Raw genomic sequence first — 22,860 nt, 5'->3', positions numbered from 1 at the left:
GTGAAATTTACAGGGTTCTGGAAAACGATTTTGGGAAAGAATCTGGCGCATTAAAAAGCCAGCATGCCTGTAACAGCTATGCTGGCTTTAAAGTTAACTACGCTAACTTACATGTTTTCGATGATTGCGTCGCCAAACTCTGAGCATTTCAGCAGCTTAGCGCCATCCATCAGGCGTTCAAAGTCATAGGTCACGGTCTTGTTGGCGATAGCGCCTTCCATGCCTTTAACAATCAGGTCAGCCGCTTCGAACCACTGCATATGACGCAGCATCATTTCTGCAGACAGAATAACGGAACCTGGGTTCACTTTATCCTGACCAGCATATTTCGGCGCGGTGCCGTGAGTCGCTTCAAACAGCGCGCATTCGTCGCCGATGTTCGCGCCCGGTGCGATACCGATGCCGCCAACCTGCGCCGCCAGGGCGTCGGAAATATAGTCGCCGTTCAGGTTCATACAGGCGATAACGTCGTATTCCGCCGGACGCAGCAGGATCTGCTGCAGGAACGCATCGGCAATGACATCTTTAACGATGATATCTTTACCGGTGTTCGGGTTTTTGATCTTCATCCACGGGCCGCCGTCCAGCAGCTCTGCGCCGAACTCTTCTTTCGCCAGCTGGTAGCCCCAGTCTTTGAATGCGCCTTCGGTGAATTTCATGATGTTGCCTTTGTGCACCAGCGTCAGAGAGTCGCGGTCATTGGTGATCGCATACTCAATCGCCGCGCGCACCAGACGTTTGGTGCCCTCTTCCGAACACGGCTTCACGCCGATGCCGCAATCCTGCGGGAAGCGGATTTTCTTCACGCCCATCTCTTCGCGCAGGAACTTGATCACTTTGTCCGCTTCGGCAGAACCCGCTTTCCACTCGATACCAGCGTAGATATCTTCAGAGTTTTCACGGAAGATCACCATATCGGTGTCTTCAGGACGTTTGACCGGGCTCGGGGTGCCTTTGTAGTAGCGAACCGGACGCAGGCAAACATAGAGGTCGAGCTCCTGACGCAGCGCAACGTTCAGTGAACGGATGCCGCCGCCAACCGGCGTGGTCAGCGGGCCTTTGATAGCAACGCGATACTCTTTGATCAGGTCGAGGGTTTCCTGCGGCAGCCAGACATCCTGGCCGTAGAGCTCTACCGATTTCTCACCGGTATAGATCTCCATCCAGGAGATTTTGCGCTCGCCGTTATAGGCTTTTTTCACCGCAGCATCGACGACCTTCAGCATGACCGGAGAAACGTCAACGCCAATGCCATCACCTTCAATGTAAGGAATGATCGGGTTATTCGGCACATTGATCTTGCCCTGATCCAGGGTGATTTTCTGACCTTCCGCCGGAACAACTACTTTGCTTTCCATTAACCTCTCCTGGGCGTTTTGTTAATAAATTGTAAGATGTGACGCCATGATACTTGAATATTTACGCCGCGCCAATCGTCACCGTTTCGCGTTATAATGCGCCGATTGTCACCGACTGCAAAGCTCATGCGAAAAAGTTCTCAGCAAATTCACCAGCATAAACGCCCTGACCGCACGCCACGCGGCGCTCAGCGCAAATCGCCGCGCCCACGCGGACCACGGCGCGTCATATTATTTAACAAACCATTCGATGTTCTGCCACAGTTTAGCGACGAGGCTGGCCGCCAGACGCTGAAGGATTTTATCCCGGTCAACGATGTCTATGCCGCCGGTCGCCTCGATCGCGACAGCGAAGGGCTGATGGTGCTGACCAACGACGGCGCGCTACAGGCGGCGCTGACGCAGCCCGGCAAACGCACGGGTAAAATCTATTATGTTCAGGTCGAGGGCGAGCCGCAGGAGGCGGCTCTCGCGGCGCTGCGCAGTGGCGTTAATCTGAAAGATGGCCCTACGCTGCCCGCAGGCATAGAAAAGGTCGACGAGCCCGCCTGGCTATGGCCGCGTCAGCCGCCGATTCGCGAACGAAAAGCGATTCCGACCAGCTGGCTCAAGGTCACGCTCTATGAGGGCCGCAACCGCCAGGTAAGGCGCATGACGGCGCATATCGGCCACCCTACACTGCGCCTTATCCGCTATGCGATGGGCGACTATCGGCTCGATGCGTTAGCGCCTGGCGAGTGGCGCGAGGCAGACGATTCGGCGTAAGGCTGTTCGTTCTTTTTTCATAACGTCAGGTTAACAATCCCGGAGGATCGATGTTTAAACCTCATGTCACCGTCGCCTGTATCGTTCAGGCCGAAGGGGAACTGTTAGTAGTAGAGGAGCGGGTTAAAGGTCGCGCCACCTGGAACCAGCCCGCCGGTCATCTGGAAGCGGACGAAACGCTGCTGGAGGCAGCCCGTCGCGAGCTGCGTGAAGAGACCGGGATTGATTGCGCACTCGACTATTTCCTCGGCGTCCAGCAGTGGATCGCGCCGGACAATACGCCTTTTGTGCGTTTTCTGTTTGGCGTCGATCTGCCCGAAAAACTGCCCACCGCCCCGCAGGACAGCGATATCGACTGCTGCTGGTGGCGCACAGCGGAGCAGATTATCGCCGCAGATAACCTGCGTTCGCCGCTGGTCGCCGAAAGCGTCAGGCTGTGGCAACAGGGCGCGCGCTATCCGCTGCATCTGATCGCGCCGTTTCAGTGGCCGTTTCACGAGGGTGCGCACCACGCCGACGCGTGATAGAATACGCCGCCTGTTTTTTTATCGTAATCAAGAGTGCGTCATGTCTGACAACAGCCAGAAAAAAGTGATCGTCGGTATGTCCGGCGGCGTCGATTCTTCCGTATCCGCCTGGTTACTGCAGCAGCAGGGCTATCAGGTAGAAGGCCTGTTCATGAAGAACTGGGAGGAAGACGACGGCGAGGAGTATTGTACTGCCGCGGACGATCTGGCGGATGCGCAGGCGGTCTGCGATAAACTCGGCATCAAACTGCATAAAATCAACTTTGCGGCAGAGTACTGGGACAACGTCTTCGAGCACTTCCTCGAAGAGTACAAAGCGGGCCGCACGCCCAATCCCGATATTCTCTGCAACAAAGAGATCAAATTTAAAGCCTTCCTGGAGTTTGCGGCAGAAGATCTCGGCGCGGACTACATCGCCACTGGCCACTACGTGCGCCGCGCGGACGTCGACGGCAAAAGCCAGCTGCTGCGCGGCCTCGACGGCAACAAAGATCAGAGCTATTTCCTCTATACGCTGAGCCATGAACAGATCGCGCAGAGCCTGTTTCCGGTGGGCGAACTGGAGAAGCCGGAGGTGCGCCGCATCGCCGAAGAGCTCGATCTCATCACCGCGAAGAAAAAGGACTCCACCGGCATCTGCTTTATCGGTGAACGCAAATTCCGCGACTTCCTTGGCCGCTATTTACCGGCGCAGCCGGGCGTGATTGAAACCGTGGATGGGCAGGTGGTCGGCGAGCATCAGGGTCTGATGTACCATACGCTGGGTCAGCGCAAGGGCCTGGGCATCGGCGGTCTGAAAGAGAGCAATGACGATCCCTGGTACGTGGTGGATAAAGACGTCGCGCGTAATCGCCTGATCGTGGCGCAAGGCGGCGACCATCCGCGCCTGATGTCAGTGGGTCTGATCGCTCAGCAGCTGCACTGGGTCGATCGCCAGCCTGTCACCGCCCCGCTGCGCTGTACGGTGAAAACGCGCTATCGCCAGACAGATATTCCCTGCGAGATCGTGCCGCGCGGCGAAGATCGTATCGAGGTGCGTTTCGACGCGCCGGTCGCGGCGGTGACGCCGGGCCAGTCCGCCGTCTTCTACCTCGGCGAAATCTGCCTCGGCGGCGGCATTATCGAAGAGCGGCTGCCGCTGACCGCGGATTGAGTCGGCTTTGCTGACGCGTAGACAGGAGTAACCGTGGCTAAAAATTATTACGACATCACGCTGGCGCTGGCGGGCATTTGTCAGGCCGCCCATCTGGTTCAGCAGCTGGCGCATCAGGGCCAGTGCCAGCCGGAAGCGCTCAACGTCTCACTGCGCAGCGTGATTGATTTAAATCCCGGCTCGACGCTGGCGGTGTTCGGCAATGACGAAGCTAACCTGCGCCTTGGACTGGAAACGCTGATGGCGGTGCTCAACAGCAGCAGTCGTCAGGGCATGGGCGCGGAACTGACGCGCTATACGCTGAGCATGATGGTGCTGGAGCGCAAGCTGAGCGGCAATAAAACGGCGCTGGCTACCCTGGCGCAGCGCATCGGCCAGCTCGATCGCCAGCTGGCGCACTACGAACTCGGTTCGGAAACCATTACCAGCGCCATGGCCGGCATCTATGTCGATGTCATCAGCCCGCTTGGTCCGCGCATTCAGGTTACCGGCTCGCCCGCCGTCTTGCAAAACCCGCTGTTGCAGAGTCGCGTACGCGCAACGCTGCTGGCGGGCATTCGCGCCGCCGTATTGTGGCAGCAGGTCGGCGGCGGTCGCTTTCAGCTGATGTTTTCACGCCAGCGTCTGCTGGGCGAGGCAAAAACCATTTTATCCCGGCTCTCTCCGGCTTATTAACCGGCGAAGCCCACACTGTAAACGATTCAGGAGTTGCACTGATGGAATTATCCTCTCTGACCGCCGTCTCACCTGTCGATGGTCGTTACGGCGATAAAGTCAGCCCGCTGCGCGCCATTTTCAGCGAATACGGTTTGCTGAAGTTCCGCGTTGAGGTTGAAGTACGCTGGTTACAAAAACTGGCGGCCACCGCAGAGATCAAGGAAGTTCCTGCATTTGACGCCGACGCAAACGCTTTCCTCGACGCAATCGTTGCTAATTTCAACGAAGAGGACGCGGCGCGCATCAAAACTATCGAGCGCACCACCAACCACGACGTAAAAGCGGTCGAATATTTCCTGAAAGAGAAAGTTGAGAGCGTGCCGGCGCTGCACGCGGTGTCGGAGTTTATCCACTTCGCCTGTACCTCTGAAGACATCAACAATCTGTCGCATGCGCTGATGCTGGAAAGCGCGCGCCGCGACGTGATCCTGCCCTACTGGCAGCAGATCATCGACGCGGTTAAACGTCTGGCGCACGAGTATCGCGATATTCCTCTGCTGTCGCGCACCCACGGTCAGCCAGCTACGCCTTCTACCATGGGCAAAGAGATGGCGAACGTCGCTTACCGTATGGAGCGTCAGCAGCGCCAGCTGAGTAAGATTGAGATCCTGGGCAAGATCAACGGCGCGGTAGGCAACTACAACGCACACATCGCCGCCTATCCGGAAGTGGACTGGCACCAGCTGAGCGAGCAGTTCGTCACCTCGCTGGGCATTACCTGGAACCCCTACACCACTCAGATCGAGCCGCACGACTATATCGCCGAGCTGTTTGACTGCATGGCGCGCTTCAACACCATCCTGATCGACTTCGATCGCGATATCTGGGGCTACGTCGCGCTTAACCACTTCAAACAAAAAACCATTGCGGGCGAAATCGGCTCTTCCACTATGCCGCACAAGGTCAACCCGATCGATTTCGAAAACTCCGAGGGCAACCTGGGCCTGGCGAATGCGGTAATGCAGCACCTGGCGAGCAAGCTGCCGGTATCGCGCTGGCAGCGCGACCTCACCGACTCCACGGTGCTGCGCAACCTCGGCGTCGGCGTCGGCTACGCGCTGATCGCCTATCAGGCGACGCTGAAAGGCATTTCCAAGCTGGAAGTGAACCGCGAACGTCTGCTGGACGAGCTGGATCATAACTGGGAAGTGCTGGCTGAGCCGATTCAGACCGTGATGCGCCGCTACGGCATCGAAAAGCCGTACGAGAAGCTGAAAGAGCTGACGCGCGGCAAGCGCGTTGACGCGGCAGGCATGCAGGCCTTTATCGACAGCCTCGCGCTGCCGGAAGAGGAAAAAGCGCGCCTTAAACAGATGACGCCGGCTAACTATCTCGGCCGCGCCATCCAGATGGTCGACGATCTGAAATAAGCGCAGACGCAGGCGGGCCAGTCCCGCCTGCGTTAAGCTGTTGTTTAAATGTTTTTGCGTATACTTTATCCTTACTTAAATGCTCTGAGAGTAAGGAAAAGCCATGCGTGTTTTGGTTGTGGAAGATAATGCTCTGCTGCGCCATCATCTTGCAGTTCAACTGCGTGAAATGGGCCATCAGGTAGACGCAGCAGAGGACGCAAAGGAAGCCGACTATTTTTTACAGGAGCATTTGCCGGATATCGCGCTGGTCGATCTTGGCCTGCCGGATGAAGATGGCATGTCGCTGATCCGCCGCTGGCGCAGTCAGTCGGTGCGGCAGCCGATTCTGGTACTGACCGCGCGCGAAGGCTGGCAGGCCAAAGTCGAAGCGCTGGAAGCTGGCGCCGATGACTACGTCACCAAACCTTTCCATATTGAAGAAGTGGCCGCGCGCCTGCAGGCGCTGATGCGCCGCAACAGCGGACACGCTTCGCAAATTATCGACATGGCGCCGTTTCAGGTCGATCTCTCGCGCCGCGAGCTGACTATCCATGAGCAGCCGGTGAAGCTGACCGCTTTTGAATACACCATCGTCGAAACGCTGATCCGCAACGCCGGTAAAGTGGTGAGCAAAGATTCCCTGATGCTGCAGCTCTATCCCGATGCGGAACTGCGCGAAAGCCATACTATTGACGTGCTGATGGGTCGACTGCGTAAAAAAATTCAGGCGCTGCATGCGGATGAGGTGATTACTACCGTACGCGGTCAGGGATACCGCTTCGATCTCTGATGCGCTGGTTCCAACGTTATCGTCCGCTTTCGCTACGCGCCCGCTTTTTACTGGCCTGTTCAGCTATTGTGCTGTTTCTCTCTCTGTCGTACGGCATGGTGGCCGTGATCGGCTATGTGGTGAGCTTCGACAAGAACACCTATCGCGTGATGCGCGGCGAAAGCAACCTCTTCTTTACGCTGGCGCAGTGGCAAAATAACCGCCTCACTATCGCCCAGCCGGAGCGGATGACGCTCAACTTTCCGACGCTGGTGTTTATTTACGATGAGCACGGCAAGCTGCTGTGGCAGCAGCGTGACGTGCCGGAAATTCGCGCCAAAATCCGCCATGAGTGGCTGCTAAAGCCCGACTTTTACGAGATTGACACCAGTAACCGCACCAGCGCGATGGCGATAGGCAACGATCTCTCGGCGCAGAAGCGGCTGCACGCCATTGATAACAATAACAACGACACCTTTACCCACTCCGTCGCGGTCAACCGCTATGACGCCACCACCAACCTGCCGGCGTTGACCATTGTGGTGGTGGACTCTATTCCCCAGGAGCTGCAGCACTCCGACGTGGTCTGGTCATGGTTCAGCTACGTGCTGGCCGCTAACCTTATTCTGGTGATCCCGCTGCTGTGGCTGGCGGCGCACTGGAGCCTGCGCCCGATTGGTCATCTCGCTACGCAGGTACGGGAGCTGGAAACCAGCCAGCGTGAAAACCTGGAAGATTCGCCGCCGCAGGAGCTGCGCAGTCTGGTGCGCAACCTGAACCTGCTGCTGAGCAACGAGCGCCAGCGCTATACCCGCTACCGCACTACCCTCTCCGATCTGACGCACAGTCTGAAAACGCCGCTGGCGGTGCTGCAAAGCACGCTGCGTTCGCTGCGTAACGGCAAGGATATCACCATCGAGCAGGCTGAGCCGGTGATGCTGGAGCAGATCAGCCGTATTTCGCAGCAGATCGGCTACTACCTGCACCGCGCCAGCATGCACGCCGATCACAATCCGCTGCTGCGCGACCTGCATCCGGTGTCAGTGCTGCTCGACAGCCTCTGTTCGGCGCTCAACAAGGTTTATCAGCTCAAAGGGGTTGAGATTACGCTGGACGTCTCGCCGGAAGTGACCTTTATCGGCGATAAAAACGACTTTATGGAAGTGCTGGGCAACGTGCTGGACAACGCCTGTAAATATTGTCTGGAGTTTATCGAAGTGAGCGTGCGGCAGACCGATCAGACGCTGCATCTGTTTATCGACGACGACGGCCCCGGCATTCCTGAAAGCAAGCGCGACCTGGTGTTCGTGCGCGGCCAGCGCGCCGATACGCTGCGCCCTGGCCAGGGTTTAGGCCTGGCGGTGGCGCTCGATATTCTGGAGCAGTATGAGGGCCAGATTATCGCCACCTCCAGCGCGCTGGGCGGCGCGCGAATGGAAGTGATCTTCAGACGTCAGGAAGTCGAACATCGCCGCGAGTAGAAAGGCGCGCAGGCTGTTATACTTGCCTGCATTTACAGCCCTGTGTGGAACTACTCTATGGATTATCAGCTCGATCTTAACTGGCCCGACTTTATTCAGCGCTACTGGCAAAAACGCCCGGTGCTGCTCAAGCGCGGTTTTAAAAACTTTATCGATCCCATTTCTCCTGACGAGCTGGCCGGACTGGCGATGGAAAATGAGGTGGACAGCCGCCTGGTCAGCCATAACGACGGTAAATGGCAGGTCAGCCATGGTCCCTTCGAGAGCTACGATCACCTGGGCGAAAACAACTGGTCGCTGCTGGTGCAGGCGGTGAACCACTGGCATGAGCCTTCCGCAGCGCTGATGCGCCCCTTCCGCTTTTTGCCGGACTGGCGCATCGACGATCTGATGATCTCTTTTGCCGTGCCGGGCGGCGGCGTGGGTCCGCACTTCGATCAGTATGACGTCTTTATTATTCAGGGTACCGGTCGTCGTCGCTGGCGCGTCGGCGAGAAAGTGCCGATGAAACAGCACTGCCCGCATCCCGATTTGCTGCAGGTCGAGCCTTTCGACGCCATCATCGATGAAGAGATGGAGCCGGGCGATATTCTCTATATTCCACCGGGATTCCCGCACGAAGGCTATTCGCTGGAGAACGCCATTAACTACTCTGTCGGCTTCCGTGCGCCCAACGGTCGCGAGCTGATCAGCGGCTTCGCTGATTATGTGCTGGCACGCGAGCTGGGCAGCTACCGCTACAGCGATCCTGAGGTGCCGGCGCGCGACTGCCCGTCGCAGATCCTGCCGCAGGAGATTGAGGGCATTCGCAAGGTGATGCTCGACGTTATCGACCAGCCAGAGCACTTTGCTAACTGGTTCGGCGAGTTTATCTCCCAGTCGCGTCACGAGCTGGACGTCGCGCCGCCGGAGCCGCCCTATCAGCCTGATGAGGTTTACGATGCGCTGCAGCAGGGCGATACGCTGACGCGTCTTGGTGGCCTGCGCGTGCTGACGATTGGCGATGCGGTTTTCGTCAACGGCGAGCGCGTCGAGTGTTCGCAGCCGGAGGTGCTGAAGGCGCTGGCGCGTCGTCAGACGCTGAGCCTGGAGGATTTCGGCGAGGCGCTGGACGACCCGTCTCTGCTGGCGCAGATCGCGGCGCTGGTGAACGCCGGTTACTGGTACTTCGGCGACGCCGAGTAGTCACCAGCAGACGGCTCAGACGTGAAAGCGCGGGTAGCGTGAGCCGAAAAGCAACGCCACCCGCGCCAGCACCACGCCTCCTGACGGAGGCGTTTTTTATGCCTTTTTCTCTGCGGCCAGTTCCGCCAGCCGCACGATCACATCCACCGCCTGCGCCATAATATTGAGCGAAGCGAACTCGTGCTTGCCGTGGTAGTTATAGCCGCCGGTAAAGATGTTCGGACAGGGCAGCCCTTTCCATGAGAGCGCAGAACCATCGGTGCCGCCGCGAATCGGCTTCACCTTCGGCTCAATGCCGCAGTCGCGCATCGCCTGCAGCGCCAGCTCGATAATATGCGGATGCGGCTCGACCTTCTCGCGCATATTGCGATAGCTGTTGCTGATCTCCACCGTTACAGAGCAGTCTTTATGCAGCCCGGCGTTGATGCGTTCGGCAATCGCCGTCAGTACCTGCTTGCGCTGCTCGAAAGAGTCGGTGTCGAAATCGCGGATAATGTACTGCAGCTCGGCGTGCTCTACCGTCCCCTTCATCTGATGCAGATGATAAAAACCTTCGTAGCCTTCGGTAAACTGCGGACGCTCTTTTGCCGGCACTTCGGCATGAAACGCCGTCGCCACATCCAGCGCGTTCACCATCACGCCTTTCGCCGAGCCGGGATGGACGTTATTGCCGACAACCTTCACCACCGCCGATGCGGCGTTAAAGTTCTCATATTCAAATTCGCCCAGATCGCTGCCGTCGATGGTATAGGCCCAGTCGGCGGCAAAACCTTCAACGTCGAAATGGGAAGTGCCGCGGCCGATCTCTTCATCCGGGGTAAAGGCGACGCGGATAGCGCCGTGCGGAATATCCCCTTTCGCGAGACGCGCCATCGCCGTCATGATCTCGGCGATGCCCGCCTTATCATCAGCGCCGAGCAGCGTTTTGCCGTCGGTGGTGATTAAGGTATGGCCAGTCAGCTTATGCAGCACCGGAAACATTACCGGCGACAGCACTTCTTCACCCATACCGAGCGCGATATCGCCGCCGCGGTAGTTTTCGATAATCTGCGGGTTTACGTTCTTCGCCGTAAAGTCGGGCGAGGTATCCATATGCGAGATAAAACCGATCACCGGCGTCGGCCAGTCGACATTAGCGGGCAGCGTGCCCATTACGCAGCAGTGATCGCTAAGCGATACGTCAATAAAACCAAGCGCAATCAGCTCTTCCTGCAGCTTGCGCGCCAGCGTCCACTGCCCTTCGCTGCTGGGCACCTGACGCGCCTGCGGTTTTGCCTGCGTCTCTACCGCCACATAACTCAAAAACCGTTCAAGTAACTGATCCATATGCCATCCTTCAAAAGAAGCCGACTATTATTATCAACAGCCGCGTCCGACGCATGTTGCGTCATATCATTAACTGACAGGTTAACCTGCGCTGAGCATTTGCAGAAGGATCTTTTACCGCAGCGCTTAACATCTGTCGTCAGGGGAGTTTATAAACGCGCATTCGCCTCTTTTCACCGCCAAAACATGGCATTGCCGCGTTTTTCAGGTATCATCGCGCCCTCTCGCTGGCTGGCCGACGTAAGCGGCTATGCTGTAACCTGTTCGACCTTATTACCGACTGAGTGACTAAAATGACGCAAACACGCGCGCAGCAGGCGCTGGTTACGCTTTCTGGCATCAGTAAAGCTTTCGACGGCAAGTCCATTATCAGCGACTTTAACCTGACCATCGACCACGGCGAATTTATTACCCTGCTCGGTCCGTCGGGCTGCGGCAAAACCACTATCCTGCGCCTGATTGCCGGGCTTGAAGAGGTCGACAACGGCCGCGTGGTGCTGGATGACATCGACATCACCGACACGCCTGCCGAGCATCGCCACGTCAACACGGTGTTTCAGAGCTACGCGCTCTTCCCGCACATGTCCGTTTTTGAAAACGTCGCCTTCGGCCTGCGCATGCAGAAAACGCCAAATGCGGAGATCGCCGCGCGCGTCAACGAGGCGCTGGCGATGGTGCAGCTGGAAAGCTTCGCCGATCGTCGCCCTCATCAGCTCTCCGGCGGTCAGCAGCAGCGCGTCGCCATTGCGCGCGCGGTGGTAAATCGCCCCAAAGTGTTGCTGCTCGACGAGTCGCTCTCGGCGCTCGATTACAAGCTGCGCAGGCAGATGCAGAACGAACTGAAAGCGCTGCAGCGCAGGCTCGGCATCACCTTTGTGTTCGTGACGCACGATCAGGAAGAGGCGCTGACCATGTCGGACCGTATCGTGGTGATGCGCGACGGCAAGATTGAGCAGGACGGCACGCCGCGCGAAATCTACGAAGAGCCGAAGAATCTGTTCGTAGCGCGCTTTATCGGCGAGATCAACGTGTTTGACGCCGACGTTATCGACGCCAGCGATGCGCCACGCGTGCGCGCCCGCGTCGAAGGCCGCGAATGCGATATCCACTGCGCCTTTCCGGTCAGCGCTGGCGATCGCCTGCATGTTCTGCTGCGTCCGGAAGATCTGCGCGTTGAGGAAGTGCACAGCGACCAGACGATAGAGGGCCTGATCGGCTACGTACGCGAGCGCAACTATAAAGGCATGACGCTGGAATCCACCGTCGAGCTGGAAAATGGCAAGCTGGTGACGGTCAGCGAATTCTTTAACGAGGACGATCCCGACTTCGATCACTCCCTTAATCAAAAAATGGCGGTGAACTGGGTTCCCAGCTGGGAGGTGGTACTGCCCTATGAAGCTGATGCGTAACCGTTTTCAGAAAAGCGTGACGGCGCTGATCGTCGGCTGGCTGGCGCTGTTCGTGCTGCTGCCGAACCTGATGATCTTTATCACCAGCTTTCTGACGCGCGACGATGCGCACTTCGTTCGTATGGCGTTCACCCTCAGCAACTATACGCGGCTGCTCGATCCGCTCTATGGCGAAGTGCTGCTGCACTCGCTCAATATGGCGGTTATCGCTACGCTCTGCTGCCTGCTGCTGGGCTATCCTTTCGCCTGGTGTCTGACGAAGCTGTCGGCGCGCCTGCGCCCGCTGATGCTGTTTCTGCTGATTGTGCCCTTCTGGACCAACTCGCTGATCCGTATTTACGGGCTGAAAATCTTTCTCAGCACGCGCGGCTGGCTGAACGACTTTCTGCTGTGGCTCGGCGTAATTGAGACGCCGTTTCGCATTATGTATACGCCTCAGGCGGTGATCCTCGGCCTGATCTACATTCTGCTGCCCTTTATGGTGCTGCCGCTCTACTCCAGCCTGGAGAAGCTGGATCGCGCCTGTCTGGAAGCGGCGCGCGACCTCGGCGCCAGCAAAGCGCAGACTTTTTTCCGCATTATCCTGCCGCTGACGATGCCGGGCATTGTCGCGGGCTGTCTGCTGGTGCTGATTCCGGCGATGGGCCTTTTCTACGTGGCGGATCTGATGGGCGGCGCGAAGAACCTGCTGATCGGCAACGTCATCAAGAGCCAGTTCCTGAATATCCGCGACTGGCCGTTCGGCGCGGCGACCAGCATCGTAATGACGCTGCTGATGGGCCTGATGCTGCTGTTTTACTGGCGCGCCGCGCGCCTGCTGAATAAAAAGGTGGAGCTGGAATGATCGCACGCCTGCTACGCGGCGGCTTTATGGCCGCGATTTACGCCTGGTTTTATATCCCCATCGCGATCCTGATCGTGAACTCGTTTAACGCGTCGCGCTTCGGCATTAACTGGCAGGGATTCAGCACCCAGTGGTACAGCCTGCTGGTGAATAACGACAGCCTGATCCAGGCGGCGCAACATTCGCTGATGATGGGCGTGCTCTCCGCCAGCTGCGCGACGCTGATCGGCTCGCTCACCGCCGTGGCGCTCTACCGCTACCGCTTTCGCGGCAAACCCTTCGTCAGCGGCATGCTGTTCGTGGTGATGATGTCGCCGGATATTGTTATGGCGATCTCTCTGCTGGTGCTGTTTATGCTGCTGGGCATTTCGCTCGGCTTCTGGTCGCTGCTCTTTTCGCATATCACCTTCTGCCTGCCCTTTGTGGTGATCACCGTCTATTCCCGGCTGAAAGGCTTTGACGTGCGGATGCTGGAGGCGGCGAAAGATTTGGGTGCCAGCGAAACCACTATCTTGCGTAAAATCATTCTGCCGCTGGCGATGCCGGCGGTGGCGGCGGGCTGGCTGCTGAGCTTTACCCTGTCGATGGACGATGTGGTGGTCTCCTCCTTTGTGACCGGCCCAACGTTCGAGATCCTGCCGCTGAAGATCTATTCGATGGTAAAAGTCGGCGTCTCGCCGGAGGTGAATGCGCTGGCGACGATTTTGCTGCTGCTGTCGCTGCTGCTGGTCGGCGTCAGTCAGCTGTTGCTCCGTGATAAAACCAAACAGAGGATTGGATAATGAAGAAATGGTCTCACTGGCTGGCGGCTGGGGCGCTGGCGCTTGGCATGCAGGGCGCGCAGGCTGACGACAGCAAAACGCTCTACTTCTACAACTGGACCGAATATGTGCCGCCGGGGCTGCTGGAGCAGTTCACTAAAGAGACCGGCATCAAGGTGATTTACTCTACCTATGAGTCCAATGAGAGCATGTATGCCAAGCTGAAGACCTGGAAGGATGGCGCCTACGATCTGGTGGTGCCTTCAACCTACTTTGTGGCGAAAATGCGCAATGAAGGCATGCTGCAAAAGATCGACAAGACGCAGCTGAGCAACTTCAAAAACCTCGATCCGAACCTGCTGAATAAGCCGTTCGATCCCAGTAACGACTATTCGATTCCCTATATCTGGGGCGCGACGGCGATTGGCGTCAATACCGACGTGGTCGACGCGAAGTCGGTGCAGAGCTGGGCAGATCTGTGGAAGCCGGAGTATAAGCAGAGCCTGCTGCTGACCGACGACGCGCGCGAAGTGTTCCAGATGGCGCTGCGCAAGCTGGGCCTGTCGGGCAATACCCGTGACCCGAAAGAGATCAACGCCGCCTATGAAGAGCTGAAGAAGCTGATGCCGAACGTGCTCGCCTTTAACTCCGATAATCCCGGTAATCCCTTTATGGAAGGCGAAGTGAATCTCGGCATGATCTGGAACGGTTCCGCCTATGTGGCGCGTCAGGCGGGCACGCCGCTTGAGGTGGTTTGGCCGAAAGAGGGCGGGATTTTCTGGATGGATAACCTGGCGATCCCCGCTAACGCGAAAAACAAGGCGGGCGCGCTGAAGCTGATCAACTTCCTGCTGCGTCCCGACGTGGCGGCGAAGGTCGCGGAAACCATCGGCTATCCGACGCCGAACCTGGCCGCGAAGGCGTTGCTGCCGAAAGCGGTAGCGGAGGATCCGTCGCTCTACCCTTCAGCTGACATCATTAAGAACGGCGAATGGCAGAACGACGTCGGCGACGCCAGCGTGCTGTATGAGACGCTGTTCCAGAAGTTAAAGGCGGGACGTTAAAAAAAAAGGCGGCCAGGCCGCCTTTTTATTGTACCCGCCTCTTAACCGCTAAGCCGTCTGTAAAACAGAAGGTTACTTGTAAAGGCTGCGTAAGAAACTATCGACAAAGTGCGGCACCACTTCGCTCGCCAGCCCGTAGTGACGCTCAGCAAACTCGTTGCCGACCTGGCTCGGTTCCAGATTCAGCTCCACGGTATGGGCGCCCTGCAGTCTGGCTTCATGCACAAAGCCCGCCGCCGGATAGACGTGTCCGGACGTGCCGATGGCGATAAAAAGATCCGCCTTCTCCAGCGCGTGATAAATTTCCTCCATGCCGATGGGCATTTCACCGAACCACACCACATGCGGGCGCAGCGGCGCAGGAAACTGACAGCAGGTGCAGCGATCGTCGGTCGTGAGATCCTCGCTCCATGAAATCACCTGCCCGCTGCTGGTGCAGCGCGCCTTCAGCAGTTCGCCATGCATATGCAGCACGCGACTATTGCCAGCCCGCTCGTGCAGGTTGTCGATATTCTGCGTCACCAGCAAAAAGTTGTCGCCCAGCACCTGCTCCAGCTCGGCCAGCGCCTTGTGCGCGGTGTTAGGCTGGATCTCGCTCGACTGCAGTGAACGACGGCGCGCATTGTAGAAACGCTGCACCAGTTCGGGATCGCGGCGGTAACCCTCCGGCGTCGCTACATCTTCAACGCGATGCTCTTCCCACAGGCCGTCGGCGGCGCGAAAGGTCTGGATGCCCGATTCGGCCGAGATGCCCGCGCCGGTCAGCACCACCACAAACGGCTGCGGGTGGGCCGCCAGCTCTACCTGACGATCGCGTTCAAAAATACGCTGGCGAAAACGCTGATGCACCTTGCGGCGGTTCTTCTTATAACGGGCGAGCCGCAAGCGTCGACGCGGTGTGCGCATAAAAACTCCTTGTGGGCGACGTCGGGTCGCCGCCAGAAAATCTCAAGTGTAGCGGCCGCGTATGACAGCGCAATGCCGCCGTTTCCGCCCTGCTACTGGCCACTCAGCACGCGCGCCGGATCGATGCGGCTGGCGCGTCGCGCCGGGTACCAGCTCGCCAGCAGGCTAAGCACAATGGCCGTCAGCAATACGGAGAAAACGTCCAGCCAGTGCAGCTCTGAAGGCAGAAAATCGATAAAGTAGATATCGCCCGCCAGCAAATGATGGCCGGTCAGCGATTCCAGCCCGCGCACTAAGGTAGTGAGATTGAGCGCCACCAGCACGCCGATGACCACGCCGCTGACGCTGCCGAGCAGCCCAGCCAGCAAGCCGTACCAGATAAAAATGGCGCGGATCAAACCATCTTTCGCGCCCAGCGTGCGCAGCACCGCAATATCGCTGCTCTTGTCTTTTACCGCCATAACCAGCGTCGAGACGATATTAAAACAGGCTACGCCAATCACCAGCACCATCGCCAGATACATAATGGCGCGGATCATCTGAATATCGCGATACATATAGCCAAAGGTGCCGATCCAGCTGCGAATATAGACGTAAGCGTGCGTCGCCTCGCCCGCATCGCGCACCAGCTTCACCGCCTGGAACGGGTCACGCATCTTCAGGGCGATGCCCGTGACACTGTCACCCATATCGAGATAGTTTTGCGCGTCCGCCAGCGGCACCAGCGCCAGACTGTGGTCCAGCATGCCGCTCAGCTGCAGAATACCGCTCACCTGCAGGCGAATACGCTTCGGCTGCAGCAGTTTCGTGCCGCCATCATTGTTAGGGATCAGGATAGTGATCCAGCTGCCCTGCTTCACGTTAAGCGCGCGCGCAATGCCGCCGCCTAAAATAATCTGCTGCTTGCCTGCGGCGAAAGTTGACCAGCCATCCCCTTCGACAAACTGGGGCAGCGCGCTGAGGCGCGGCTCCTGCGCCGGGTCAACGCCTTTCACCTGCAGCGCCTGCAGCTTCGCACCGCTCTCGATCAGACCGGTGAAGTTAACATAGGGCGCAGCGGCGGCAATACCGGGCACCTGCTCTACCGGCGCGATCAGCGATTGCCAGTTGCGGAACGGCTGATTCACCGCCTCGATCTCGCCGTGCGGCACCACTGCCAGAATGCGGTTATTCAGTTCACGTTCAAAACCGTTCATGGCGCTCAGGCCGATGATCAATACCGCCACGCCCAGCGCGATGCCCAGCGTCGAGATAATGGAAATCAGCGACACCATACCGCCGCCGCGGCGGCCGCGGCTGAAGCGCAGCCCTAACAACAGGGATAACGACGAACCCATCAGAGCGCTCCTGCTAAGGTCACCTGCTCGCTTAACTGACCGTCGCGCATCTCCATCTGACGCGACAGGCGTTTCGCCAGATGCAGATCGTGCGTCACCACCAGAAAGGCGGTGCCCTGGCGGACATTCAGCTCACCCAGCAGTTCAAAAATAGCGTCGGCGTTGCGCGCGTCGAGGTTGCCGGTTGGCTCATCCGCCATCACCAGGCGCGGACGGTTCACCAGCGCGCGGGCGATAGAGACGCGCTGGCGCTCGCCGCCCGACAGCTCTGACGGACGATGATGCGCGCGCTTCTCCAGCCCCACTGCCGCCAGCATCTCACGCGCGCGCTGCTGCGCTTCCGCTTTGCCGGTCTTGCCGATCAGCAGCGGCATCGCCACATTCTCCAGCGCGTTAAAGTCGGGCAGCAAGTGGTGGAACTGGTAAATAAAGCCCAGCTCACGGTTGCGCAGCGCCGCTTTGGCGGAAGAAGTCATGGCGTTCAACGACTGGCCGTCAAATACCACATCGCCGGAGGTCGGCGCGTCCAGGCCGCCCAGCAGATGCAGCAGCGTACTTTTGCCGGAGCCGGAGCTGCCGACAATCGCCACCAGTTCGCCGGGCTGCAGGCTAAAGGTGACGTTGCGCAGCACATCAGTCTGCACGCTGCCTTCCTGATAGCGCTTGCACAGCTCGCGGCACTGCAACAAAGGGGTGTTACTCATAACGTAAAGCCTCAGCGGGTTGAACGGCGGCGGCGCGCCAGGAGGGATAGAGCGTCGACAGCAGCGCGACAACCATTGCCGTCACGGCGATGGTCACCACCTGCCAGAGATTGATGTCGACCGGCAGCGCCGCGCCATCCAGGAACAGGCCGATAACCGGCATCAGATTATTAAGCTGGCTGGCCAGCAGCACACCCAGCAGCGTGCCGAGCAGCGCGCCGATAATCCCGGCGCTGGCGCCCTGCACCATAAAGACCGCGACAATCTGACGGCGCGTCAGCCCCTGGGTTTGCAGAATAGCCACTTCGCCCTGCTTCTCCATGATCAGCAGGCCCAGCGACGTAATGATATTAAAGGCGGCGACAGCAACGATCAGGCTGAGCAGCAGCCCCATCATATTTTTCTCCATGCGCACCGCCTGGAACAGATCGCCTTTGCGTTCGCGCCAGTCTTTCCACACCAGCCCGGCAGGCAGCGACTGCTGGCTCAGGGCATCCACCTGCAGCGGCTTATCCAGCCACAGCCGCCAGCCGGTGACGTTGCCCGCCGGATAGCGCATCAGGCGCGAGGCGTCCTGCTGGTTAACCAGAATCTGGTAGCCGTCCACCTCGCTGTTAGCCGCGTAGGTGCCTGCAACGGTGAACAGCCGCTGGCTCGGCACGCGCCCCATCGGGGTAAACTGGCTAACCGACGGCACCATCAGACGCAGCTCGTCGCCGCGTTTGACGCCAAGCTGCGCCGCCAGCTGCTCGCCGAGGATGACGTTATACTGGCCCGACTGCAGCACGCTCTGCGGCGTATTAACCAGAAACGGCGTAAGGGGATCTTTTTGATCGGGCTGAATCCCGAGCATCACGCCGACCGACACGTTATGCGCGCTCTGCAATACCACGTCGGCGGTCGTGAGCGGCGCCATGCGGCTGACGCCCGCCTGCTTAAGGCTGTCGGCGGGCTGCTGCTGCGGGTTAATGCTGCCTTTGTCGCTGGTGATCAGCGCCTGCGGCATCAGCCCAAGGATATTGCCCTCCAGCTCGCGTTCAAAGCCGTTCATCACCGACAGCACGGTGACCAGGGCCAGCACGCCGAGCGTGATGCCGATAGTGGAGAGCCAGGAAACGAAGCGACCAAAGCGATCCGATGCTCGCCCACGCATATAGCGCAGGCCGATAAATAGCGCGACAGGTTGATACATGTATTCCGTCTTGGCAGTTGCCTGAAAGTAGACCAGTGATGATAAAGGAGGCGTTCGGTTTATGAAACCTCTAACCCTCTGAGTACGCGGCAAAGTGTGGCCGATTTTTGTTAAAAAGAAATCCCGACGCTGCTGGTTGCGCGTTTAATCGCCTGCCGTGCGGGTAAGCTACACTATAGGGTGTAGTCAGCAACCGGCTCTTCAGGCGCGGGAGTAAACACCATGTTCAAATATCCCAAAGGCAGCATTGTGAAACACAAATCGGGAGAGATTAAGGGCGAGATCGTTAACGTTTTTGAACAGGGAGACGCGCCAGCCGGTTACTACGTCAGGTGGGACGATGGCAACCACAGCTATCATCTGGAAACAGAGTTGAGCTGGGCGAATGTCGATCGTCCGCGCATGCACTATACCCAACCATCCGCTAAATAACTCGGCCACCGCGCAAAGGAAAAACCGTCGCAGCAGGTGATCGCCAGGGCGTAATGTGGAATCATGGCGCCCTGGAAAAAATGGAGAGAACCACAAGATCCCATGTCCGAACAGACCCGCTATGCCCTGCCCGTAAAACCCGGCGATCGTCGCCAGCTCGGCCAGCTGATCGGTGCCGCACACGCGGTGGAATGCGCCAGCATTACCGAGCGCCACGCCGGTCCGGTGTTGATGATCACTCCCGATATGCAAACCGCGCTGCGTTTGCTGGATGAAATCCGTCAGTTTACCGATCTGCCCGTCAGCCACCTCGCCGACTGGGAAACGCTGCCTTACGACAGCTTCTCACCCCATCAGGATATTATTTCGGCCCGCCTGTCGACGCTGTACCAGCTGCCGACGATGGCACGCGGCATGCTGATTATGCCGGTGAATACCCTGATGCAGCGCGTCTGTCCGCATCCTTATCTGCACGGCCATGCGCTGGTGATGAAGCAGGGACAGAAACTGTCGCGCGATCGCCTGCGCGATCAGCTGGAGCAGGCGGGCTACCGCCATGTCGACCAGGTGATGGAGCATGGCGAATACGCCACGCGCGGCGCGCTGCTCGACCTCTTTCCAATGGGCAGCGAGCAGCCCTATCGCATCGACTTTTTCGACGACGAGATCGACAGCCTGCGTCTGTTCGACGTCGACAGCCAGCGTACGCTGGAAGCGGTGCCGGCGATCAATCTGCTGCCGGCCCATGAATTCCCTACCGACAAAGCGGCGATCGAGCTGTTCCGCACCCGCTGGCGCGAACTGTTCGACGTGCGCCGCGAACCGGAACATATCTATCAGCAGGTCAGCAAGGGCACGCTGCCTGCCGGAATCGAATACTGGCAGCCGCTCTTTTTTGAGCAGGAGCTGCCGACGCTGTTCAGCTATCTGCCCGACAATACGCTGATTGTGAACTGTGGCGATCTTAACGGCAGCGCGGAGCGTTTCTGGCAGGACGTCGAAGCGCGCTATGAAAACCGCCGCGTCGATCCGATGCGCCCGCTGCTGACGCCGACCACGCTGTGGCTGCGTCCGGATGCGCTGTTGGGCGAGCTGAACCACTGGCCGCGCATGCAAATGACCAACGAGGCGTTGCCGGAGAAAGCCGCCAACACCAATCTTGGCTATCAGCCGCTACCGGATATCGCGGTGCAGGCGCAGGCCAAAGCGCCGCTCGATCCGCTGCGGCAGTTCCTCGATGGCTTCAGCGGTCAGGTTACCTTCTCGGTAGAGAGCGAAGGCCGCCGCGAAAGCCTGCAGGAGCTGCTGGCGCGCATTAAGCTGCGCCCGCAGACGGTACAGCGTTTCGATGAGGCAAACGACGAACGCTTTACGCTGATGATCGGCGCCAGCGAGCGCGGCTTTGTGGATACGCTGCGCGACCGCGCCCTGATCTGCGAAAGCGATCTGCTGGGCGAGCGCGTGAGCCGTCGCCGACAGGATACGCGCCGCACCATCAATCCCGATATTCTGATCCGCAACCTGGCCGAGCTGACGCCCGGTCAGCCGGTGGTGCATCTGGAACATGGCGTCGGCCGCTATATCGGCCTGACCACGCTGGAAGCGGGCGGCATTATGGCGGAGTATCTGATGCTCTCCTATGCCAATGACGCCAAACTCTACGTGCCGGTGTCATCGCTGCATCTGATTAGCCGCTACGCCGGCGGCGCGGATGAAAATGCCCCGCTGCACAAGCTGGGCAGCGACGCCTGGACGCGCGCGCGGCAAAAAGCGGCGGAGAAAGTGCGCGACGTCGCCGCCGAGCTGCTCGATATCTACGCCCAGCGCGCGGCGAAAGCGGGTTACGCGTTTAAACACGACCGCGAACAGTATCAGCTCTTTTGCGAGAGCTTCCCCTTTGAAACCACCCCGGATCAGGCACAGGCGATTAACGCCGTGCTGAGCGATATGTGCCAGCCGCTGGCGATGGATCGCCTGGTGTGCGGCGACGTCGGCTTCGGCAAAACTGAAGTGGCGATGCGCGCCGCTTTTCTCGCCGTCGAGAACCACAAGCAGGTCGCGGTACTGGTGCCGACCACGCTGCTGGCGCAGCAGCACTACGACAACTTCCGCGATCGCTTCGCCAACTGGCCGGTGCGCATCGAGATGCTGTCGCGCTTCCGCAGCGCCAAAGAGCAGACGCAGGTGCTGCAGGAGGCGAGCGAAGGCAAAATCGATATTCTGATCGGCACTCATAAGCTGCTGATGAGCGATCTGAAGTGGCACGATTTAGGGCTGCTGATCGTCGACGAAGAGCACCGTTTCGGCGTGCGCCACAAAGAGCGCATCAAGGCGATGCGCGCCGACGTCGATATCCTGACGCTGACCGCGACGCCGATCCCGCGCACCCTGAATATGGCGATGAGCGGCATGCGCGATCTGTCGATTATCGCCACGCCGCCCGCCCGTCGTCTGGCGGTAAAAACCTTTGTGCGCGAGTACGATGCGCTGGTAGTACGCGAGGCGATCCTGCGTGAAGTGCTGCGCGGCGGCCAGGTCTATTATCTCTACAACGACGTTGAAAATATTGAAAAGGCAGCGCAGCGGCTGGCAGAGCTGGTGCCGGAAGCGCGTATCGCCATCGGCCACGGTCAGATGCGCGAGCGTGACCTTGAGCGGGTGATGAACGACTTCCACCATCAGCGCTTCAACGTGCTGGTCTGTACCACCATCATCGAAACCGGTATCGACATCCCGACTGCCAACACCATTATTATCGAGCGCGCCGACCACTTCGGTCTGGCGCAGCTGCACCAGCTGCGCGGCCGCGTCGGGCGTTCGCACCACCAGGCTTACGCCTGGCTGCTGACGCCGCCGCCCAAGGCGATGACCGGCGACGCGCAGAAGCGTCTGGAGGCGATCGCCTCGCTGGAGGATCTTGGCGCGGGCTTCGCGCTGGCGACGCACGATCTGGAGATCCGCGGCGCGGGCGAACTGCTGGGCGAAGAGCAGAGCGGCCAGATGGAGACGCTGGGCTTCTCGCTCTATATGGAGCTGCTGGAGAACGCGGTGGATGCGCTGAAGGCGGGGCGCGAGCCGTCGCTGGAAGATCTCACCAGCAATCAGACCGAGATCGAGCTGCGTATGCCCGCCCTGCTGCCGGAGGATTTTATTCCCGACGTCAACACGCGCCTGTCGCTCTATAAGCGCATCGCCAGCGCCGACAGCGAAGAGGAGCTGCAGGAGCTGAAGGTTGAGATGATCGACCGCTTCGGCGTGCTGCCGGATGCGGCGCGCAATCTGCTGGATATCGCGGTGCTGCGGCTGATGGCGCGTAGCCTCGGCATCCGTAAGATCGAAGTGAGCGATAAAGGCGGCTTCTTTGATTTTGCGCCGCAGAACAGCGTCGATCCCGGCTGGCTGATTAGCCTGCTGCAGAAGGAGCCGCAGCAGTGGAAGCTGGATGGCCCGACCCGCCTGCGCTTTACGCGTGATTTGGCCGAGCGCAAGCTGCGTATGGAGTGGGTGCAGGGCTTTATGGCCCAGCTGCGCGAAAACCGCGTCTGATCGTTAAGGTAAAAGGCAACGTCTCCCGCCAG

At 59.0% G+C, this 22,860-nt stretch carries 20 protein-coding genes; 14 read left to right on the top strand and 6 right to left on the bottom strand.

The window, feature by feature from the left end; genetic code table 11:
- Positions 1-107 precede the first annotated feature (107 nt).
- Positions 108-1,358 (bottom strand): NADP-dependent isocitrate dehydrogenase, encoded by a 1,251-nt coding sequence (gene icd / locus D7S44_RS03620; protein WP_120452124.1) that lies wholly within the window; start codon positions 1,356-1,358, stop codon positions 108-110.
- A gap of 96 nt (positions 1,359-1,454) precedes the next feature.
- Here icd and rluE point away from each other — a divergent pair, with 96 nt between their 5' ends.
- The 8 genes from rluE to D7S44_RS03580 all read left to right on the top strand — a co-directional run bounded on the left by rluE (position 1,455) and on the right by D7S44_RS03580 (position 9,307).
- Complete coding sequence (rluE, locus tag D7S44_RS03615; RefSeq protein WP_167456947.1) at positions 1,455-2,123, top strand: 23S rRNA pseudouridine(2457) synthase RluE; 669 nt, start codon at positions 1,455-1,457, stop codon at positions 2,121-2,123.
- Between the two features lie 50 nt (positions 2,124-2,173).
- Positions 2,174-2,647 (top strand): NUDIX domain-containing protein, encoded by a 474-nt coding sequence (locus D7S44_RS03610; protein ID WP_120452120.1) that lies wholly within the window; start codon positions 2,174-2,176, stop codon positions 2,645-2,647.
- A 43-nt stretch (positions 2,648-2,690) separates the two neighbouring features.
- The gene (gene mnmA / locus D7S44_RS03605; protein ID WP_120452119.1) at positions 2,691-3,803 is read left to right on the top strand and encodes a tRNA 2-thiouridine(34) synthase MnmA; all 1,113 of its coding nucleotides are present in this window, start codon (positions 2,691-2,693) and stop codon (positions 3,801-3,803) included.
- Positions 3,804-3,836: 33 nt separating this feature from the next.
- A complete protein-coding gene (gene hflD, locus D7S44_RS03600; RefSeq protein ID WP_120452117.1) occupies positions 3,837-4,478 on the top strand; it encodes a high frequency lysogenization protein HflD in 642 nt (213 codons plus the stop codon).
- 41 nt (positions 4,479-4,519) lie between these two features.
- A complete protein-coding gene (gene purB / locus D7S44_RS03595; RefSeq protein ID WP_120452115.1) occupies positions 4,520-5,890 on the top strand; it encodes an adenylosuccinate lyase in 1,371 nt (456 codons plus the stop codon).
- Between the two features lie 103 nt (positions 5,891-5,993).
- Complete coding sequence (gene phoP, locus D7S44_RS03590; RefSeq protein WP_120452113.1) at positions 5,994-6,662, top strand: two-component system response regulator PhoP; 669 nt, start codon at positions 5,994-5,996, stop codon at positions 6,660-6,662.
- Entirely contained in the window at positions 6,662-8,122 is a 1,461-nt protein-coding gene (gene phoQ, locus D7S44_RS03585) for a two-component system sensor histidine kinase PhoQ (protein WP_120452111.1), read from the top strand. The genes phoP and phoQ overlap by 1 nt, the downstream gene beginning before the upstream one ends.
- Positions 8,123-8,179: 57 nt before the next feature.
- The gene (locus D7S44_RS03580; protein WP_120452109.1) at positions 8,180-9,307 is read left to right on the top strand and encodes a ribosomal protein uL16 3-hydroxylase; all 1,128 of its coding nucleotides are present in this window, start codon (positions 8,180-8,182) and stop codon (positions 9,305-9,307) included.
- Positions 9,308-9,403: 96 nt separating this feature from the next.
- Here D7S44_RS03580 and pepT read toward each other — a convergent pair whose 3' ends face one another.
- Positions 9,404-10,633, bottom strand: coding sequence for a peptidase T (pepT, locus tag D7S44_RS03575; RefSeq protein ID WP_120452107.1), 1,230 nt, complete (start codon positions 10,631-10,633; stop codon positions 9,404-9,406).
- 293 nt (positions 10,634-10,926) lie between these two features.
- Here pepT and potA point away from each other — a divergent pair, with 293 nt between their 5' ends.
- The 4 genes from potA to potD are packed head-to-tail and all read left to right on the top strand — an operon-like array spanning position 10,927 to position 14,711.
- Positions 10,927-12,042, top strand: a complete 1,116-nt coding sequence (gene potA, locus D7S44_RS03570; protein WP_120452106.1) for a spermidine/putrescine ABC transporter ATP-binding protein PotA — start codon at positions 10,927-10,929, stop codon at positions 12,040-12,042.
- Entirely contained in the window at positions 12,026-12,886 is an 861-nt protein-coding gene (gene potB / locus D7S44_RS03565) for a spermidine/putrescine ABC transporter permease PotB (protein WP_120452104.1), read from the top strand. The genes potA and potB overlap by 17 nt, the downstream gene beginning before the upstream one ends.
- Positions 12,883-13,668, top strand: coding sequence for a spermidine/putrescine ABC transporter permease PotC (gene potC, locus D7S44_RS03560; RefSeq protein ID WP_120452102.1), 786 nt, complete (start codon positions 12,883-12,885; stop codon positions 13,666-13,668). The genes potB and potC overlap by 4 nt, the downstream gene beginning before the upstream one ends.
- Entirely contained in the window at positions 13,668-14,711 is a 1,044-nt protein-coding gene (potD, locus tag D7S44_RS03555; protein WP_120452100.1) for a spermidine/putrescine ABC transporter substrate-binding protein PotD, read from the top strand. Before potC ends, potD begins: the two co-directional genes overlap by 1 nt.
- Before the next feature lie 72 nt (positions 14,712-14,783).
- Here potD and cobB read toward each other — a convergent pair whose 3' ends face one another.
- The 4 genes from cobB to lolC form a co-directional block, all read right to left on the bottom strand.
- Positions 14,784-15,617: a Sir2 family NAD+-dependent deacetylase gene (gene cobB / locus D7S44_RS03550; protein ID WP_120452098.1), complete on the bottom strand. Its 834-nt coding sequence runs from the start codon at positions 15,615-15,617 to the stop codon at positions 14,784-14,786.
- Between the two features lie 92 nt (positions 15,618-15,709).
- The gene (gene lolE / locus D7S44_RS03545; RefSeq protein ID WP_120452097.1) at positions 15,710-16,954 is read right to left on the bottom strand and encodes a lipoprotein-releasing ABC transporter permease subunit LolE; all 1,245 of its coding nucleotides are present in this window, start codon (positions 16,952-16,954) and stop codon (positions 15,710-15,712) included.
- Positions 16,954-17,658, bottom strand: a complete 705-nt coding sequence (gene lolD, locus D7S44_RS03540) for a lipoprotein-releasing ABC transporter ATP-binding protein LolD (RefSeq protein ID WP_120452095.1) — start codon at positions 17,656-17,658, stop codon at positions 16,954-16,956. The genes lolE and lolD overlap by 1 nt, the downstream gene beginning before the upstream one ends.
- Positions 17,651-18,850, bottom strand: a complete 1,200-nt coding sequence (gene lolC / locus D7S44_RS03535) for a lipoprotein-releasing ABC transporter permease subunit LolC (RefSeq protein WP_120452093.1) — start codon at positions 18,848-18,850, stop codon at positions 17,651-17,653. Before lolC ends, lolD begins: the two co-directional genes overlap by 8 nt.
- Positions 18,851-19,072: 222 nt before the next feature.
- Between lolC and D7S44_RS03530 the strand changes: the two genes are divergently transcribed.
- A complete protein-coding gene (locus D7S44_RS03530; RefSeq protein WP_120452091.1) occupies positions 19,073-19,282 on the top strand; it encodes a hypothetical protein in 210 nt (69 codons plus the stop codon).
- A 102-nt stretch (positions 19,283-19,384) separates the two neighbouring features.
- On the top strand, positions 19,385-22,828 hold the full coding sequence (gene mfd / locus D7S44_RS03525) for a transcription-repair coupling factor (RefSeq protein WP_120452089.1): 3,444 nt from the start codon (positions 19,385-19,387) through the stop codon (positions 22,826-22,828).
- Positions 22,829-22,860: the final 32 nt, after the last annotated feature.

The sequence above is a fragment of the Pantoea piersonii genome (assembly GCF_003612015.1).
GTDB classification, from domain to species: Bacteria; Pseudomonadota; Gammaproteobacteria; order Enterobacterales; family Enterobacteriaceae; genus Pantoea; species Pantoea piersonii.
The sequence above is the reverse complement of the archived record's forward strand: the minus strand, read 5'-3'. Positions and strand labels throughout refer to the sequence as shown.